This window comes from Psychrobacillus sp. FJAT-21963 (assembly GCF_001420585.1).
Classification (GTDB): domain Bacteria; phylum Bacillota; class Bacilli; order Bacillales_A; family Planococcaceae; genus Psychrobacillus.
In genome coordinates this window covers 416,654-434,233 of sequence record NZ_LJIY01000001.1, presented here as the reverse complement: position 1 = coordinate 434,233, position 17,580 = coordinate 416,654, and the positions used below count along the sequence as shown (strand labels likewise).

Here is a 17,580-nt window from a genome sequence, read left to right as displayed (position 1 = left end):
TCAATGCTTTGGTATAGAAGAAAAATTCCAAATCATTATTTTTAAGGAGACTATGAGTATGTCAGAAGGAAAGAAAAACATTACAAGAAGAGACTTTTTAAAAACGACAGGAGTTGCTACTGGGGCTTTAATCGGTGGGGGGCTCATTGGTGGATTAGTTGGCTTTAATATGGATAAGAATGACCAGGATGTTTCCAATGCAGGCAAGGAAAATCATGTAATGGCAACACCGCGAGGAATGCAATTCTTTCAAAATACTCGTGATTTCCAGGTGCTGTCTAATGCGACGGAGCGTATTTTTCCTAAAGATGATTTAGGACCAGGGGCAATTGAGTTAGGTGTACCTTATTTTATTGACAATCAATTAGCAGGGCAGTATGGAAGTAATTCGAGGGAATATATGCACGGTCCATTTGCAGTGGGAGCGGCTACGCAAGGGTATCAAAGTCGTTTAACACGAGGTGCAATTTTTAGGCAAGGAATTACATTGTTAGAAGCTGAGGCGAATAAAAGATTTGAAAATGGGTTTTCTAGTTTAGAAGGCGAGCAAATGGATGAAATTTTAACTGCTTTTCAAAATGATGAAATCCCTATGGCTGGAACAACTTCAGCATTTTTCTTTCGTTTGCTAAGATCTGCTACCTTGGAAGGTGCTTATGCAGATCCTATGTACGGTGGAAATAATAACATGGATGGTTGGAGAATGAAACAATTCCCTGGTCATCAGATGGCTTATATTCAATTAATTGAAAGTGATAAATTCCAAAAAATTGAGCCAATGTCACTTGGCGAAATGTAGGAGAGAAGAGGGGTACTATTTATGGCTAAAACGTTACCAAAAGTAGATGTAATTGTAGTTGGCTTAGGATGGACTGGTGGTATCATTGCTGCTGAATGTGCTAAAGCCGGATTAAAAGTTATTGGTTTAGAGAGAGGCAGATCACGAGGGACTGAAGACTACCTGAGAATTCATGATGAATATCGATATGCCCTTCGCTATGAATTGATGCAAGACTTATCCAAAGAAACTATCACCATTCGGAATAACCGAAAAATGCCTGCATTGCCAATGCGTCAATTAAGTTCTTTTTTACTTGGTGAAGGACTAGGAGGTTCTGGAACGCACTGGAATGGCCATACATGGAGATTTTATCCTTATGATTTCCAAATTAAAACAATGACAGATCAAAAATATGGTCCAAATAAATTGTCTAAAGATTATCTCCTGCAAGATTGGGGAGTTACCTATGACGATTTAGAGCCGTATTTTTATAAATATGAACAAACAGCTGGAATTTCTGGAGAAGATACAAATCCTTTCTGGGGGAAAAGAGCTCAGCAGTTCCCAACTCCACCTATGAAGAAAACACCTATATTGAAAAAGTTTGAAGGGGCAACTAAAAAACTCGGTTATACTCCTTTTATGTTACCATCTGCAAATTTGTCTGAAGCTTATACTAATCCTGATGGCGAAGTTATTAATGCATGTCAATATTGTGGTTTCTGTGAAAGATTCGGATGTGAATATGGCGCTAAGACGTCACCTGAAATAACGGTTATTCCGACTGCTAGAAAAACTGGTAATTTTGAAGAGAGATTTCATGCAAATGTAGTGGAAGTTATGAAAAATGGAAATAAAGTAACTGGTGTTAAATATATTGATACTCTATCTGGGGAAGAATTTATTCAAGAAGCAGAAGTAGTTGTGTTGGCTAGTTATGTTATGAATAACGCGAAACTTCTGATGGTTTCTAATATAGGGGAACAATATAATCCTGATACAGGAAGAGGAACACTTGGGAAAAACTATTGCTACCAAATACTTCCTGGAGCAACTGGTTATTTTGAAGAACAAATGAATGTTTTCATGGGTGCAGGGGCACTTGGTATGACGATCGATGATTTCAACGGGGACAACTTTGACCATAGTGATTTAGACTTTATACATGGCGGAAGTATTTCCATCACACAGACGGGATATAGACCGATTGAAACAAACCCGATACAAGTTGATACACCTACATGGGGAGCAGAATTTAAAAAGAATTCTATCTATAATTACACACGTACATTAGGAATTGGGGGACAAGGTGCATCCATGCCTCATAAAGAGAATTACCTTTCATTGGATAGTACTTATAAGGATGCTTATGGCGTACCGCTTCTTCAAATGACCTATAATTTTACGGATCAAGATCGTGCTCTGCATAAACATTTATCTGAGGTATGCTCCAATATTATGAAGGAAATGGGTGCTAAAACGGTAGATATTAAAAAGCCAATTACGGACTACGATATTGTAGGTTACCAAACTACTCATAATACTGGTGGAACAATTATGGGAAGTAGCCCAGAGGATAGTGTAGTGAATTCGTATCTACAACATTGGGACGCAGAGAATTTATTCGTAGTCGGGGCAGGAAACTTTCCTCATAATGGTGGTTATAATCCTACAGGAACAGTAGCTGCACTTGCTTATAGAAGTGCGGAAGGAATTGTGAATTATAGTAAAAATGGTGGTTCACTTGTTTAATTAATTTCGATTTTTAAATAGTTTTTAATAACTTCATTTTTGACAAATTAAAATGTTATTCCCCAGGAAATACTGTTGGAATAACATTTTTCCTCTTTATAAATAGTCACATAGAAGACAAAAAAATATTTGTTTCGACAAATTGTGAGTGCGAAAAATTGATTTGGAAGGGATATTTTGCTATCCTTTAATGCGTGAGTAAATTTATATAAATAACACTTTGGAGGGATTTACATGGCAGAACGTATGGTAGGTAAACAAGCACCAAAATTTACAATGGATGCAGTAATGGCGGACAAATCTTTTGGAAAAGTAAACTTAGAAGAGATTATGAAAGAAGATAAATGGACAGTATTATTCTTTTATCCAATGGACTTTACTTTTGTTTGTCCGACTGAAATTACAGCAATGTCAGATCGTTACGATGAATTCCAAGATTTAGATGCAGAAGTTATCGGAGTTTCAACAGATACAATTCACACGCATTTAGCTTGGATCAACACAGCTCGTGAAGACAACGGTTTAGGTGATTTAAAATATCCACTTGCAGCAGATCCCAACCATCAAGTTGCTCGTGAATATGGCGTACTAATTGAAGAAGAAGGAGTAGCACTTCGTGGTCTATTCATCATCAACCCAGAAGGTGAACTTCAATATCAAGTAGTAAACCACAACAACATTGGCCGTGACGTAGATGAAACACTTCGTGTATTACAAGCTCTTCAAACTGGCGGTCTTTGCCCAGCAAACTGGCGTCCAGGTCAAAAAACACTTTAATCTTATTAAGTAGTTGTAATTACTGATAAAGATTAAAGCCTCCGGTGGGTGTCACAGATTTTGTATTTTGCAAGAAATGCCCCAAGGAGAATTTGACTAATTATGTAACGGAGGAACTGTAAATGAAATTACGTACACCAATGCCTGAACTTACAGGTGCTACTACATGGTTAAATGGAGAAGTCTCCACTAGCGAATTAGTCGGTGAAAAGCCAACTTTGGTTCACTTTTGGTCAATTAGTTGTGGATTATGTAAGGAAGCAATGCCGAATGTAAACGAATTTCGTGATCAATATAAAGACGAACTAAATGTTGTTGCTGTACACATGCCTCGTTCTGAAAAAGACGTGGATTTGGATGAAATTAAAAAAGTAGCAGCAGAACACAATATTACACAACCTATTTTTGTTGATAGCGAAATGAAGCTTACAGACACGTTTGAAAATCAATACGTACCAGCTTATTATGTCTTCGACAAAGATGGACAACTTCGTCATTTTCAAGCAGGCGGAAGCGGCATGAAAATGTTAGAAAAACGTGTAAATCGTGTATTAGACGAAATGCGTAACGCAGAATAATATAAATTATTAAGCCAAGAACGGCGGATCTTTTAGAATTCGTTTAGTTCTTGGCTTTTTATTATGGCCTTTGGATACCGAATTTCTAGGATTTGACATGTAAATGGTCTTCATTATTAGTATAGAAACTCCATATATTGGGGTTATATCGCCATTTTTTATTAACTACCGTATGCGCCTTGAATTGTGCTAAAATTGCTTCAAAAGGGGGGAGACAATCGGATGGATCAGTTTATGAAGAGAGCAGTGGAGCTTGCGGTTGAGAACGTGGAAAACGGTGGACAGCCATTTGGAGCCGTGCTTGTGAAAGATGGAGAAATAATAAGCGAAGGTGTAAATGAATTACATATCAATCATGATGTGAGCGGACACGCAGAGCTACTTGCAATTCGCCGTGCCCAAGAGCAGTTACAAACAAATGATTTGTCTGGTTTTACAATGTATGCAAGTGGTATGCCTTGTCCTATGTGTTTTGCAGCAATGAACTTTGCAGGCTTAGATAAAGCATATTATTGTGCAACACTAGAAGAGGCTAAAGCTGTGGGGCTTGGTAAATCAGCAATCATTTATGAGGATTTGCAGAAAACAGAAAAAGAACGCACTTTTGTAATGGAACATATGACACTTCCAGAAGAATTTAGAAATCCAATGACATTATGGAAGAAACAAACGGATAAATGATTTATGACAATATTATTACGGGTGCCTGGCACCAGAAATACTACTGTCATATAACGGGCGATGGGTTAAGTGAATGAGAGAAAAATGGCATAGGGGGATTTTTGTGAAACCGATTATTGGTGTTTCTTCTAGTTTGAAAGAGGAAGCTATTACTGTTTCTATGGACAATATTGAAGCGGTTGTTGCTTTTGGTGGGGTTCCGTTTGTTTTACCGAATCTAATCGGTGACGGGATTGATTCCATTGTTGAAAAGTTGGATGGTTTACTTTTGACGGGAGGAGGAGATATTGACCCGACTTTGTTTGGGGAAGAGCCTTTTGAAGGTCTTGGAAGTATTACTCCGGAAAGAGATGCTTTTGAAATAGCTATTATTGAAAAAATGCTTGCTCTAGATAAGCCGATATTTGGGATTTGCCGTGGTGCTCAAATTTTAAATATTGCAGTTGGTGGAGATATGTATCAAGATATTTATTCGCAAACGGAGAGTAAGCTTTTGCAGCATGATCAAAAAGCACCTCGTTGGCATGCTTCTCATTATGTGCAAGTGACGAAGAATTCCTTATTACATGAAATTACACAATCGGAAGAGTTTAAAGTAAATAGCTTCCATCATCAGGCAAACCGCATGGTCCCAACTGGATTTGAGGTTAGTGCTGTTTCAAGTGATGGGATTATAGAAGCATTTGAAAGTAAAAGTCACCAGTTTGTCCTTGGGGTCCAATGGCATCCTGAATGTTTATTATTGAAAAATGACATGACATCCGCTTCTATTTTTAGAGCATTTATAGAAGCATGTGTTAAATAACTCTCGAGGGAAACGACTGTTTTGGAGCAGTCGTTTTTATTATGCTCGCGAAGTTAATAATTATTTAATTGTAGGAAAGGTAATATTTTTTAGTCATGAATGTTTTCAAATTGGGGAAGCTAGATGGAGTATTAAAAAAGGAGGTTTTTTTGCAAATGTGGCGTTTGATTACTCTCATGAGCTCCTTATGTGCATTTTTCTTTCTTAATTCCTCCGTTGCTATGGCTGCTGAAGAGCCGACACGAGAGCAAATATTAGAAATGCGCATGGATTACTATATAAAGTACTCGAGTTTAACGTTGCCATGGTACTATTTAGCAGCAGTCGATCAATATGAACGAAACATTCAACAAGTTAGGAACGATATTCCTGAACGAGATGGCATTGTGGCTATTCAGTTTTCGGATAATTATTGGACAGGTATACTCAATCCTCAAAAAGACGATATTGACATGACCTCTATTGTTTTATTTGAAGGAAACGGGGCGGATGGCAATAAAGACGGGTATGCGGATCGAAAAAATGATGATGATGTGATGTACACAATGTCTGAGCACTTAAGCGAATACGGACCTTCGGAAAAAGATTTTAAACGAGCATTGAAGGATTATTACCATAAGGATGAAACCGTTAGACAAATTCTTACAATTGCAAAAATTTATGAAGAGTTTGAAACAATCAATTTAGATAAAAATGCCTTCCCTTTGGCGCTTCAATATAATTATAGCTATCGAAGTACATGGGGGGATAGGCGAGGTTGGGGTGGCCGAAGAATGCATGAAGGTACCGACCTGTTTGCATCTCATGGCGTTCCAGTTAAATCAACAACGTATGGAATGGTGGAAACGATGGGCTGGAATGATTATGGTGGGTGGAGAATTGGTATTCGTGATATGCACAACAACTATCATTATTATGCCCATTTAGCAAATTATAATAAAGGGATTAAGGAAGGCGATATCCTTGAACCCGGCACTATAATTGGATACGTTGGAAGTACCGGATACGGGAAAAAATGGACCTCTGGAAAATTTCCACCCCATTTACACTATGGTATTTACAAGTTCAACGGCCGAATTGAATGGGCGTATGATCCTTTCCCTTCATTGAAACGCTGGGAACAAGAAGAACGAAAAGCGAAGAAAAGATAGTAATTACTGTTACAGAGTTGTTACTGGTGCCTGGCACCAGTAACAACTCTGTAATATTTAGACAAGCATTGATATCCAGAAAAAATGTTGGAATAAGACACCACTATAGATGAGAAGAGCTACGACTAATAAAAGTTGGATATATCTTTTGGGTTGCACTTTAGTCATAATGTATATTAATAGAAGAGGAAGAGAAATTTTTATGAAATAAAATCCAACAATACCAACAATACTAGTATCGTATAAGAGTTTCATTAGTGGATTTGCTTCTGATATATGTTTGTTTCTAATGCCGTAGTCGGTGAAAATGGAATCAAGTATGGCTAATACTAATAAATAGATGGACGCTGTGATTAGTGTATTGTTTGTATAATACATATTCTTTTGATTCATAGTTTTTTATATTCTTCCTTCCATATTTAGCCAAGTGATTTTACAGTTTTATTATGCGGAAATTGGTGTTGAATTATACGTTATTGGTTGGGTTTTTATTCAGAAGTTGAAATCTTATTTATTCAAAGGGTGGAGATTAACATGAAAAATGTTTCGTTTGTTTCTTCTTGGAGTGGTGGGAAGGATTCTGCGATGGCTTTTTATCGGGCATTAAAAAGCGGGATGGTTCCGAAAAAGATACTAACGATGTTTGAAGAGGATGGAGAGATTTCTAAATCGCATGCGCTACCTTATGAGGTGGTACAAGCCCAAGCAAATCGTCTAGGTGTGCCTTTCTTAATAAAAGGGGCAAGTTGGAATTCGTATGAGGAACGCTTTATCGAGGCAATGAATGAATGTCGATCCGAAGGAATTACACATGGAGTATTCGGTGACATTGATTTAGAAGGGCATTTGGAATGGGTGCAGAAAACATGTGCAAAATCAGATATAGTTGCTGTACATCCTTTATGGCAGGAGCAACGTAAATCGATTGTGAAAGAATTGTTGGATGCTAACTTCGAGGCTTATATTGTGGTAGTAAATACAAAGATGATGCCTGCAAACTACGTCGGATCACGCTTTACTAAAGAAATTGTGAAAGAGTTGGAAGCTGCCGGTTTTGATTCGTGTGGAGAAAATGGAGAGTTTCATACAATCGTTGTGGATGGTCCGATTTTTTCAGAGAGGGTTCCGATTGAAATAGGTAATCCAGTAGAAAAAGGGGATTATGTATTTTCACCGGTAATATTGAAAGGATAAAAACTTTTTTTGTCTATTTTTCGATTATTTTTTACTTAATAGGGTATCGTAATGAAGAAAATACATATTATCACGATCTATGTTGGAGGTAGCTCATGACGAAAATGAATAAAGGAATAATAACTGCGTTATCCGCGATAGGAATTGCGCAAGGATTAAAAATATTAACACACAAAAAACTAACTGGTAAATGGGATTTGAAGCAAGCATTAACGACCGGTGGAATGCCAAGTTCTCACTCTGCAGGGGTATCCGCACTAGCTGCTTATGTTGCTGCGAATAAAGGAACACGCCATACGGAAACTGCTCTTGCAGTTGTGTTCGGTGTTATCGTAATGTACGATGCACAAGGTATAAGAAGACATACCGGAGAAATTGCACAGTTGGTAAATGATTTGGAAGATAATATAGCAACTTTATCGGGGAACTTTCCAAGTTTCGAATACATTCAACGGGAAGAGGAATTGAATGAACTTCTCGGGCATCAACCTGTGGAAGTTGCAGCCGGTGCTCTGTTAGGAACAGCTTATGGTTTACTTTGTGCAAAACTTGAAAATGAACGTGATGAGCGAAAAGGAATACGTCGATAAGTAAGGACCTCATAAGTCTATAGGCTTGTGAGGTTTTTTTGTTTCAGTATTATTACGGGTGCCTGGCACCAGTAACCACTTTGTCACAAAGAAAGAGCATGATTCTAACTATACGGATTCATGCTCTTTTTGTTTTTTTTGTTATTCTACTGATTTTGAGTACTTTTTATTGTCTCCATCTTTAAATTCAATTTCTAATTCAAAATTGGTGAATTCGTTTATTCCAAATTGTTCTGTGACGCGATTGATTACTTCTTCCTCTCTCATGTCTTTTGTTAGCTCCAACTCTACAAAAATAGGCTCTAACAATGCATAAGCAGCATCACCTTTTAAATCTGTAGAAGCAAGTATATTTTTATATATGGCATCTGCTTTCGAATCTTTTATATCAACTTCTGCATGTATGATATTTTCGTTTTCAGTCGTGCCTATATTTAAATTAAAATATTGAAAGCTTATTTCTTTTTGAGAATTCTCATCGGTCTGTAATTGATTTACAGTTTCATCTTGTTGCGGGTTGGATACTGTACCATTAGGTGTTTTTTCTTCCACTCTTTCCTCATTATTGTTCGTTCCACAAGCTCCAAGTAAAAGTGTCGCCGTCAAAAATGTCGTTGTTGTTAAAGAGTATTTCTTCATCTGATAAATAAACTCTCCTCTCAGAACTTTAAAAGCCCTTACTAATAAATATCCAATATTAATTGAATATAAACAGTATGATCATGACAAAAGCCAATGTTACAAAAGTGTTACGGGTGCCTGGCACCAGAAACAAAGAAAAACAAAAGAAGAAAAAAAGAAGAAAAAAAGAAGAAAAAAAGAAGAAAAAAAGAAGAAAAAAAGAAGAAAAAAAGAAGAAACAAACCTTGAAAATAAGCAGGAAATCTTGTGGAAATATAAGTTTGAAATAACCGATGTAGAATTTTAGTAAGTAAGATTTGTATGAGTGTTTTTGTCTTAATGCGTTATAATAGGATATATAGTGGGGAATATATTATAATTTTTTTAGGAGGATGAGTTTGATGTCGACTTATAAAGAGGTTGTTTCGGTAAATGAATGGGAGGAGCTTTTGCAGAATTCCAATGAAAAGCCATTTCTGCTTTTTAAGCATAGCACGACTTGTCCAATAAGTGCATTTGCATATGGAGAGTTCAATTCTTTTGATTCACCGATTGATACGTATTTAGTAAAAGTGATTGAAAGTAGAGAAGTGTCGAATGGAATTGAAAGTGATTTAGGTATTCGTCATGAATCTCCTCAAGCATTTTTGATTCGGGATGGGAAAGCGGTTTGGCATGCTTCTCATCGCAAAATTACTAGCAAAGAATTAACAAAAGCAGTGGAAACTATTTAGGGAAGTGTAGGAGTATGGAAGCCATATTGAAGGTAGAACAATACTTAATTGATAATGCGGAGAAGATTATTCGTGAGATTACGGATATGGCGCTTAAAAATGTCGAATTTGAAATATCAGATGAGCTGCTGGAACAGTCTATACAACAAAATGTTGAGTTTTTAGTGTTATTAGCAAAATCTTTTAAAGAGTCGGATGAAAAGGCAGCTGAGGAGTTAATTAAGTGGAGTAAAAACTCAGGAGAACAACAAGCAGCTGCTTTTGGTCGTTTTTCAACACTTATTAAGCCTTATGCTAAAAATCGTTTATTGTATTTAGACTATATTACTCAAATATCCATTGATCATGGATTGGCAACTAAAGAAGTGGCGATGATCAATAATCGGATTTGTTATTTAATGGATGTTAGTCTAACCGAAACTCTTTTAGCTTATGAGACATACCGAGATGATTTAATGCATGAGCGACAAAAAGAAATAAATAAACTGTCCGCACCTATTGTTCCAATTCAAAAAGGAATTGCCGTATTACCTTTAATTGGAGTGTTGGATTACCCGAGGGTACAGCATTTATTAAATCATGTTGTGCCTACCATTCCAAGTTTAGACGTCGAGCATTTAATTATCGATTTTTCAGGAATTCTTACAATTGATAAGGAAGTTGCTCAGAATATTTTTGTTATTCATAACGTACTAGATTTACTTGGAATTAATTTAATGTTAACTGGAATGCGTCCTCAAATATCAATGGCTGTTGTCCATGGAGGTATAGACTTTACTTCCTTTCATACATACGGTAGCGTGAAACATGCAATTGATAGTATCAAAAATGGACAATAAAAAATCCAGTCTCTCTTTTTAGGAGGGACTGGATTTTTTATTATTGTTTTACCATATTCACTAGCATATGAGCTAGTCCGTGTTGTTGTTCTTGATTTCCAGATTTCCATAATTCTTTTAATAGATTCTCTTCTCTATTTCTTGGTTCTTCATTGTTGGCTAAGTAATTCGCAACCATTTCGGCTGTCTTTGCTAATTGTTCTTCACTAAGACCAAGGCTTTCTCCTTTTGCCACTTTGTCTCCTAAATAAGATTTAAAGGTTGAAAAACTTGATAAGATTTCTTCTTTCTTTTCAGGGTTAACGTTATTCATTTCTTCCTGTACTTTTCCTTGAATATTATCCATCTTGTTTACACTCCCTTTTATTTATTACATCGTGTTTAGCCTTTTTTTCCGAAGTTTAAACAATAATTTACAAGGGTAGCTAAATATTGTGATGAATTATGAATGATGTATAAAAAAGGAGATGACAGGTTATATGAGATTTGACGATGATTTTTATTGGAGAAGTACTCTTTCATTTTTACCTGAGCTTTTATTAGCTTTATTGGTATTACTAATTGGTTTTTTTATAGCAAAATTTTTAGAAAATGTGACATATAAAGTATTGCGAAAGTTTCATGTCAATGAAAAACTCGGTAATACAAAATCCAAGTGGACAGTTGAAAAGGTAATAAGTAAAGTAGTTTTTATTATCGTTTTATTGTTAGCATTTGTTTTATTCTTTAATATTTTGAACTTGAATTCTATTGCGACACCATTTGTTTCGATGTATTCAGGTTTAACAGGAGCTTTCTTGAATATTTTGAAAGCTGGATTGATTTTATTATTTGCTTGGGTGTTAGCAACAGTTGTGAAAAAAGTTATTAAAGCTGCTGGCAACAAGCTTAATTTAAATAAGTATGTTGAAAAGACGGGAGTAAAAGCGAAAGAGGAAGACCAAGCAAAATGGACAGATACGGCAGCTAATGTTGCATACTATCTAATTTTCTTGCTATTTATTCCTGCTGTATTAAGTGCTCTTGGAATAGATGGATTGAGCGGACCTTTTGAAGGAATGGTTGCTAGTTTCTTTCACTTTATTCCTAAGTTAATATCTGCTGCTATCATTTTTGCGATTGGTTGGTTTGTTGCGAAACTTGTTAGTAATTTAATAGAGAAGTTTTTACAATCCGCAGGTGCCGATCGTTTAGCTCATAAGCTGAAGCTTTCATCATTCTTTGAAGGGACGAGCGTTTCAAAAGTTGTAGGAATTATTGCATTTGTTTTAATTATGATTCCTGTTACTATTTCTGCATTGGATATTTTAGATATAGACGGAATTTCAGAACCGGCAGTTGCTATGTTAAACGACATTATGGCAATGCTTCCTAAGATTGCGATTGCAATATTGCTAATTTTAGTTGGTATTGTAGCCGCAAGATGGGTGAAGGATATTGTCGTTTCATTGCTTGAAAAACTTGGCGTAAATTCAATCTTTGGTAAAATGGGATTCAATTCGACTTCGGGAGCTGCTCCTTCATTTGCAGCATTGCTTGGAACAGTCGTTCAAGTAGTGATAATCTTATTGTTTGTTGTGGAAGCACTTCAGTTATTAGAGCTAGACTTTATGGTTGTTTTAGCTACTGGTATTTTCGCTTATTTGCCATCCGTTATCGCTGCAATAATAATTTTAGCGGTAGGATTTTGGTTAGCGAACCTAGTTGAAAAACTTGTTGGAAGTTTAATGAAACATGCATCAGGAACACCGCATTTCTTACGCTATGTTGCAAAATATGCTATCTTAGCATTTGCATTCTTCATGGCTTTAGATCAATTAGGAATTGCTGCTTCTATTATTAACTCAGCGTTTATCTTAATATTAGGTGGCGTGGCGTTGGCTTTTGGTCTAGCTTTTGGCCTCGGCGGACGAGAGCATGCTGCTCGATACTTAAGTAAAATGGAAAGAAGTTTAGAAAACGCGGAAGTAACGAAGGAAAATTATAAAGTACAAAAAGAAACAATGAAAGAATCATTCAAAGAGAATTTCAAAGGACGTACACAGGCTGAAAAGAGTCTAAAAGGAACAAGACCACATGTAGATGAAGTTAATCCAGTAAATGATAGCGGGATTGGAAATTCAAACAACAACGGAGTGGAGCCTGGAGATACGGGGTATAACATTCCATCTACCGATGATTTGTATCCTTATGACGATCTTCCTCCAACAAATGATCGACCTGATACAAATAAATAAAGCAAAAATGAAAAAGCTCTGGTCAATAAAATGCCAGAGCTTTTCTTCAATTTATCTGGGAGTGAGGAATTATTGAAAATTTGTTACTGGTGCCTGGCACCAGTAACAATATCTTAACAATTCAAAACTAATTCGATCTTCGTAAATTATTGTAGTAAAAGAATTTACGATTTTGTTAGAGTCTTATATACTTAAAAGATGAGTATGTGAAAAAGAGATGTAAGTCGAGGTGTTTTTTGTATGGCAAGAGGTCGAAAAGTAGATTCTGATGGGGCAGTTACTAAACGCTTACTCCTTGATATAGCAATTGAGCAGTTTGCTGAGTATGGTTACCATGATACGAAAATAAGTGAAATTGTAAAAGAAGCAAAAGTCACTCAGCCTACTTTTTATTTGTATTTTAAAAGTAAAGAAGCTATTTTTCAGGAAATTATAGAATCCTTTCAAAAACAGCTTAGAATTTTAACATCCGAAAGCCTCTTAGAGGAAAACATAGAAGATAGTTCATTAAAAAAAGAAATACAGTCCGGTTTAATCAATATGCTTACCTTTTTCTCCGAAAATCCTATGTTGACCCAAATTGGTTTTTATGAAGCTGAGTCAGCCAGGGAGTTGAAAATGAATATGGTCAAACATGTGACGGGAAATTTGGAAGCAGAAAAGAAACTAGGATATTTTTCTCAAAATTATCCGATGAACATAGTAGCAGAGAGCCTTGTAGGATCTATTGAAAGGTTAACTCTCCATGAGATATTAACTGGTCGTAGTACCCCAGATGATCTTGCAAAAGTTCTAGTAGATATATATTTTTCTGGCATTCAAAAATAATAGCTAATAAGAACGCACTATTGTCATAGAGATCCTATGATGAAAGTGCGTTTTTTCATGTGCTTACCAAGTTCAAGACTTTTTGTTATGGAGTATTACAGGTATATTACGGGTGCCTGGCACCAGAAATTGTTTTGCATACAGAAATAACACAATTTATTAACGCTAGATTAATAGTAGGTGGTTACAATGAATCTCTAAAAGAAAAATTATTTAGGGGGAATGAATGTTGAACTTTAAAACAAAGTTAATTACTGGAGTTACGGCAGCAAGTATTTTATTGGCAGGAAGTCAGTCTTATAATGTATTAGCGAAAGATCAAAGTCCTTATTTTGAGTATCGAGCGGATAATTTAAAGATTTCCCAGATTGGTCAATATGATAGTGAATCTGGAATTGGTGGTACGGAAATCTTAGCTTATGATGAATCCTCGAAAAAGGCTTTCGTAACGAATGGTGCAAAATCAGGCATTGATATTCTTTCTTTTAAATCACTCAAGTCAGAAAAGTATACAGAGTTAAAATTAGAGAAGCGTATTCTTTTAAAAGATTTTGGAATTAAGAATGTAGATGATATTACAAGCATTGCAGCACATCCTACGAAAGATTTAGTTGCGATTTCGGCTGTGGCTAATCCGAAAACCGATCCAGGGTACATCGTTTTTATTACCAAGGATGGTAAATATTTAAATAAAGTGCAAGTTGGTTCTTTACCTGACATGGTGACTTTCACACCTGATGGATCGAAAGCGATTGTTGCGAATGAAGGAGAGCCAAGTACAGATTATAAAGTGGATCCAGAAGGAACGGTTTCCATAATAGATGTTACGATGACAGCAGATAAATTTAAGGCAAATACGTTATCTTTCCAAGGTGTACAACTAGATGACAAGGTGCGAGTTAGTTCAAAAGGAACGACTATGCAACAGTTAGAGCCGGAATATGTGACGGTATCTGAAGAAAGTAAACTTGCTTATATTTCGATGCAAGAGAATAATGCAATTGCAACTGTAGATTTAGTAGAAGGAAAAATTCTTCACGTGAAGGGACTTGGGGTGAAGGATCATTCTGCTACTGAAAATGAACTTGATGGTAAGCGTGATGGAAAAACAGTCATTGAGCGACTGCCACTACTAGGTTTATATATGCCTGATGCGATTGATACTTTTACTTCAGGAGGAAAAACATATATATTAACGCCGAATGAAGGAGATGCAAGAGACTATGAGGCATACTCCGAGGAAGCTGAAATTGGTGACATCGCAGATAAGATAAAAATAAGAGCTGAAAATTATGCTGGATTTACGCAAGAAGAGTTAGATAAAATGGTAGAAGATGGGCTTTTAAATGACATGAAAAAAACAAAAGTCACGATGGAAAATGGATTAGCAGCTGATGGAACATACGAGGCATTATATTCATTTGGTGGAAGGAGTTTCTCTATTTTCGACGCTGAATCGATGGAACTTGTATATGATAGTGGAAATGAATTTGAAAAAATAACAGCAAAAGCTATGCCGGAAGTATTTAATACAGATAATGAAGAAATTGCATACGATAAACGAAGCTCTGCAAAAGGGCCAGAACCGGAAACTGTAGTAAGTGGTGAAGTGAATGGGACGAAATATGCCTTTATTGCTTTGGAGCGTGTGAGTGGTATCATGGTGTATGACTTATCCAATCCGTTTGAACCAGAATTTGTTCGTCTGATTTCAAGCAGAGATTACAGTGAAGATATTAAAGGGGATGTTTCACCTGAGGGACTTCGTTTTATATCCGCAGAAAAAAGTCCAACAGGAAACGCACTTCTTGCTGCTACCCATGAAGTATCGGGCACCGTGGCAGTATATGAGTTAAAAGCAGATGTGCTAAATAAAAAACTTCTATTAAAAGAGAAGAAAGATAAAAAGAACGAAAAGTAAATAGAATAGAAAAAACGGCCCCAAAATAACTAAAATATTTGGGGCTTTTTTATGTTGCAGGAGTATTACGGGTGCCAGGCACCTGTAGTACTCCTGCAACAAAGGCTCGATCTCCATACTTTTATTTTTACATTGTTGGAAGTATAATAGTTTTAAATGATTTAATTTTCAGATAATTATTACGCGTTTCACATTACACGACAAAGGGGTTTGGGAGATGTTTGTTTCTGAAAAGTTGGCACTACATGCTTTAAATCAGCCTGAAAAAGTAATTACGAAGTTTGAAGGAAGAGAAACGACATATGCAAAGTTTTTTGAACAGGCTAAGCGTTTAGCAGGGTATTTTCAAGAAAAGGGATATAAAAAAGAGGACATTATAGCTGTTTATTTGAATAACTCCGATTACTTTTTAACTTGTTACTATGCATGTCAGCTTGGGGGATTTACAGTATTGCCAGTGAATACGAAGCTAACCGCTCCAGAGGTGGATTATATTTTTAAACATTCCGAAGCAAGGGTACTTATATATGATGTTTCTTTCAATTCTGTTTTAGAGGAAATTAAAGATACGTTTGAACAATTTGAAGATTATTTAAGAGTTGGAGAAGATGATAGTTTACAAGCTGTTTTAATGAATGAAACCATTCCATTTAATGATACGCCTATTCATCCAGAGGATACGACAGTTATTTTTTATACGTCAGGAACAACCGGAAAACCAAAAGGGGTTATGTTGACAGCTGCTAATGTAAAAGCGGCAGCAGAGATTTGGGGCGAAGCGGTAGGGTATAAGGACAGTGATCGTGTTCAAATTGTTACTCCTTTATTTCATTGTGCAGCTAGTCATGTTTTCTGTATTCCTGTCATTTATGCAGGCGGGACTATTGTCATTGAAGAAGCTTTCTCACCTGAGAAAGCACTCCATACAATGGAGAAAGAAGAAATAACTATTTTCTTTGGGGTACCGGCGATGTATATGATTTTATTGAATACACCTAAAATGTCTGAATTAGAGCTTCCTCATCTACGACTCTTTACATATGGAGCTGCCCCAATGCCGTATGAGCTCGTTCGAAAAGTGAAATCGTTCTATCCTAATGTCAAGGTGCAAAACCTTTATGGGCAAACAGAAAACTCTCCCGCTGCTACCACCTTGAAAGACCATTTTGCTTTAGATAAGGTTGGCTCAGTTGGAGAGGCATTACCTCAGACAGAGGTGCAAGTAGTGAATGAATTTGGCGAACAGCTCCCTGTCGGCCAAGTTGGGGAAATTGTAGTAAAGGGTCCACAAGTTATGAAGGGATATTTAAAAAATGAAGAGGAAACCAGACAAGCGATACAAAATGGATGGTTATATAGTGGAGACTTAGGTAGATTTGATGAGGATGGGTTACTTTATATAGTAGATCGTAAAAAAGACATGATCATTCGAGGAGGGGAAAATGTATATCCTGTAGAAGTAGAAGAAGTGTTATATCAAATTCCCGAAGTTCTTGAAGCAGCAGTAGTGGGGGTGCCCCATAAGATTTATGGTGAGGTACCAAAAGCTTTCGTTGTAATAAAACAAGGTCAAACATTAACGGAAGAAGATGTTTTATCTTTTAGTTCAAAACTACTGGCAAAATTTAAATTACCTGCAGAAGTAGTTATAATCGATAGTCTTCCTAGAAATGCAAGCGGAAAAGTCCTAAAAAATGCATTGAGAAGTGAAGGATAGTTACGAGAAAATAAAAAAGCATTTCATTCCTTTATGAATGAAATGCTTTTTCTTTATTTTTATTGCAGAATTTTAACTTTTAAGCTTTTTAACTGGGAAATATTGATTGTGTATTTATTTTCAGTAGTAACAAAAATATTCCCGTTAACAAATTCTCTTTTTGCAGTTCTAATATCTGTATTTGTTTCAAAAGCTAACTCTTTTCCACCTTGAAAAACAAGATAGAATTTGTACTTTTTAAGTCCACTTATTTCTCTCAATATTTCCACCCCTTTACAAAAGAAGTATATCATGTAATTTGAACCATTATCAATGATTCCTTTTTAATTAATATTACCTAAAAAATAATAATTTAACGATGTTGTTACTATTCA

General features: G+C 36.1%; 20 protein-coding genes. 16 read left to right on the top strand and 4 right to left on the bottom strand.

The features are described 5' to 3' along the window. Positions 1-58 precede the first annotated feature (58 nt). The 7 genes from AN959_RS02000 to AN959_RS01970 all read left to right on the top strand — a co-directional run bounded on the left by AN959_RS02000 (position 59) and on the right by AN959_RS01970 (position 6,525). Positions 59-799 carry a gluconate 2-dehydrogenase subunit 3 family protein gene (locus tag AN959_RS02000; RefSeq protein ID WP_053590415.1) on the top strand — a complete coding sequence of 247 codons (741 nt, stop codon included), beginning with the start codon at positions 59-61 and terminating at the stop codon, positions 797-799. Positions 800-820: 21 nt separating this feature from the next. After that, positions 821-2,533, top strand: coding sequence for a GMC family oxidoreductase (locus AN959_RS01995; RefSeq protein ID WP_056827852.1), 1,713 nt, complete (start codon positions 821-823; stop codon positions 2,531-2,533). Positions 2,534-2,767: 234 nt separating this feature from the next. Then, entirely contained in the window at positions 2,768-3,310 is a 543-nt protein-coding gene (locus AN959_RS01990) for a peroxiredoxin (protein ID WP_053590413.1), read from the top strand. 122 nt (positions 3,311-3,432) lie between these two features. Then, positions 3,433-3,888, top strand: a complete 456-nt coding sequence (locus tag AN959_RS01985; RefSeq protein WP_053590412.1) for a TlpA disulfide reductase family protein — start codon at positions 3,433-3,435, stop codon at positions 3,886-3,888. Between the two features lie 222 nt (positions 3,889-4,110). After that, a complete protein-coding gene (locus AN959_RS01980) occupies positions 4,111-4,569 on the top strand; it encodes a nucleoside deaminase (protein WP_056827850.1) in 459 nt (152 codons plus the stop codon). Between the two features lie 103 nt (positions 4,570-4,672). Beyond that, positions 4,673-5,374, top strand: coding sequence for a gamma-glutamyl-gamma-aminobutyrate hydrolase family protein (locus AN959_RS01975; RefSeq protein ID WP_056827848.1), 702 nt, complete (start codon positions 4,673-4,675; stop codon positions 5,372-5,374). A gap of 155 nt (positions 5,375-5,529) precedes the next feature. Continuing rightward, positions 5,530-6,525, top strand: coding sequence for a M23 family metallopeptidase (locus tag AN959_RS01970; protein WP_056827846.1), 996 nt, complete (start codon positions 5,530-5,532; stop codon positions 6,523-6,525). A 57-nt stretch (positions 6,526-6,582) separates the two neighbouring features. Here the strand turns inward: AN959_RS01970 and AN959_RS01965 are convergent, their stop codons facing one another. Continuing rightward, the gene (locus AN959_RS01965) at positions 6,583-6,918 is read right to left on the bottom strand and encodes a DUF5658 family protein (protein ID WP_082460721.1); all 336 of its coding nucleotides are present in this window, start codon (positions 6,916-6,918) and stop codon (positions 6,583-6,585) included. Positions 6,919-7,059: 141 nt separating this feature from the next. Between AN959_RS01965 and AN959_RS01960 the strand changes: the two genes are divergently transcribed. Continuing rightward, positions 7,060-7,719 (top strand): diphthine--ammonia ligase, encoded by a 660-nt coding sequence (locus AN959_RS01960; protein ID WP_056827844.1) that lies wholly within the window; start codon positions 7,060-7,062, stop codon positions 7,717-7,719. A gap of 95 nt (positions 7,720-7,814) precedes the next feature. After that, on the top strand, positions 7,815-8,309 hold the full coding sequence (locus AN959_RS01955; RefSeq protein WP_056827842.1) for a divergent PAP2 family protein: 495 nt from the start codon (positions 7,815-7,817) through the stop codon (positions 8,307-8,309). Positions 8,310-8,450: 141 nt separating this feature from the next. On the opposite strand, the gene AN959_RS01950 is transcribed toward AN959_RS01955, so the two are convergent. Then, entirely contained in the window at positions 8,451-8,948 is a 498-nt protein-coding gene (locus AN959_RS01950) for a YusW family protein (RefSeq protein WP_056827840.1), read from the bottom strand. 83 nt (positions 8,949-9,031) lie between these two features. On the opposite strand from AN959_RS01950, the gene AN959_RS01945 reads away from it, so the two are divergent. From AN959_RS01945 to AN959_RS01935, 3 genes are all read left to right on the top strand, one after another. After that, positions 9,032-9,220 carry a hypothetical protein gene (locus AN959_RS01945; protein WP_156350708.1) on the top strand — a complete coding sequence of 63 codons (189 nt, stop codon included), beginning with the start codon at positions 9,032-9,034 and terminating at the stop codon, positions 9,218-9,220. Positions 9,221-9,331: 111 nt separating this feature from the next. Continuing rightward, positions 9,332-9,664 carry a bacillithiol system redox-active protein YtxJ gene (gene ytxJ / locus AN959_RS01940; protein WP_056827836.1) on the top strand — a complete coding sequence of 111 codons (333 nt, stop codon included), beginning with the start codon at positions 9,332-9,334 and terminating at the stop codon, positions 9,662-9,664. A gap of 26 nt (positions 9,665-9,690) precedes the next feature. Further along, complete coding sequence (locus AN959_RS01935; RefSeq protein WP_216598625.1) at positions 9,691-10,503, top strand: STAS domain-containing protein; 813 nt, start codon at positions 9,691-9,693, stop codon at positions 10,501-10,503. A 40-nt stretch (positions 10,504-10,543) separates the two neighbouring features. Here AN959_RS01935 and AN959_RS01930 read toward each other — a convergent pair whose 3' ends face one another. After that, positions 10,544-10,849, bottom strand: coding sequence for a DUF3243 domain-containing protein (locus tag AN959_RS01930; RefSeq protein WP_056827832.1), 306 nt, complete (start codon positions 10,847-10,849; stop codon positions 10,544-10,546). Positions 10,850-10,982: 133 nt separating this feature from the next. Here AN959_RS01930 and AN959_RS01925 point away from each other — a divergent pair, with 133 nt between their 5' ends. From AN959_RS01925 to AN959_RS01910, 4 genes are all read left to right on the top strand, one after another. Beyond that, on the top strand, positions 10,983-12,740 hold the full coding sequence (locus AN959_RS01925; protein WP_056827830.1) for a mechanosensitive ion channel: 1,758 nt from the start codon (positions 10,983-10,985) through the stop codon (positions 12,738-12,740). Between the two features lie 240 nt (positions 12,741-12,980). Further along, on the top strand, positions 12,981-13,568 hold the full coding sequence (locus AN959_RS01920) for a TetR/AcrR family transcriptional regulator (RefSeq protein ID WP_056827828.1): 588 nt from the start codon (positions 12,981-12,983) through the stop codon (positions 13,566-13,568). 226 nt (positions 13,569-13,794) lie between these two features. After that, the gene (locus AN959_RS01915) at positions 13,795-15,489 is read left to right on the top strand and encodes a choice-of-anchor I family protein (protein WP_056827826.1); all 1,695 of its coding nucleotides are present in this window, start codon (positions 13,795-13,797) and stop codon (positions 15,487-15,489) included. A 217-nt stretch (positions 15,490-15,706) separates the two neighbouring features. Next, complete coding sequence (locus tag AN959_RS01910) at positions 15,707-17,206, top strand: class I adenylate-forming enzyme family protein (protein ID WP_056827824.1); 1,500 nt, start codon at positions 15,707-15,709, stop codon at positions 17,204-17,206. A 59-nt stretch (positions 17,207-17,265) separates the two neighbouring features. Here the strand turns inward: AN959_RS01910 and AN959_RS01905 are convergent, their stop codons facing one another. Continuing rightward, positions 17,266-17,466, bottom strand: coding sequence for a hypothetical protein (locus tag AN959_RS01905; protein ID WP_053590398.1), 201 nt, complete (start codon positions 17,464-17,466; stop codon positions 17,266-17,268). Positions 17,467-17,580 lie beyond the last annotated feature (114 nt).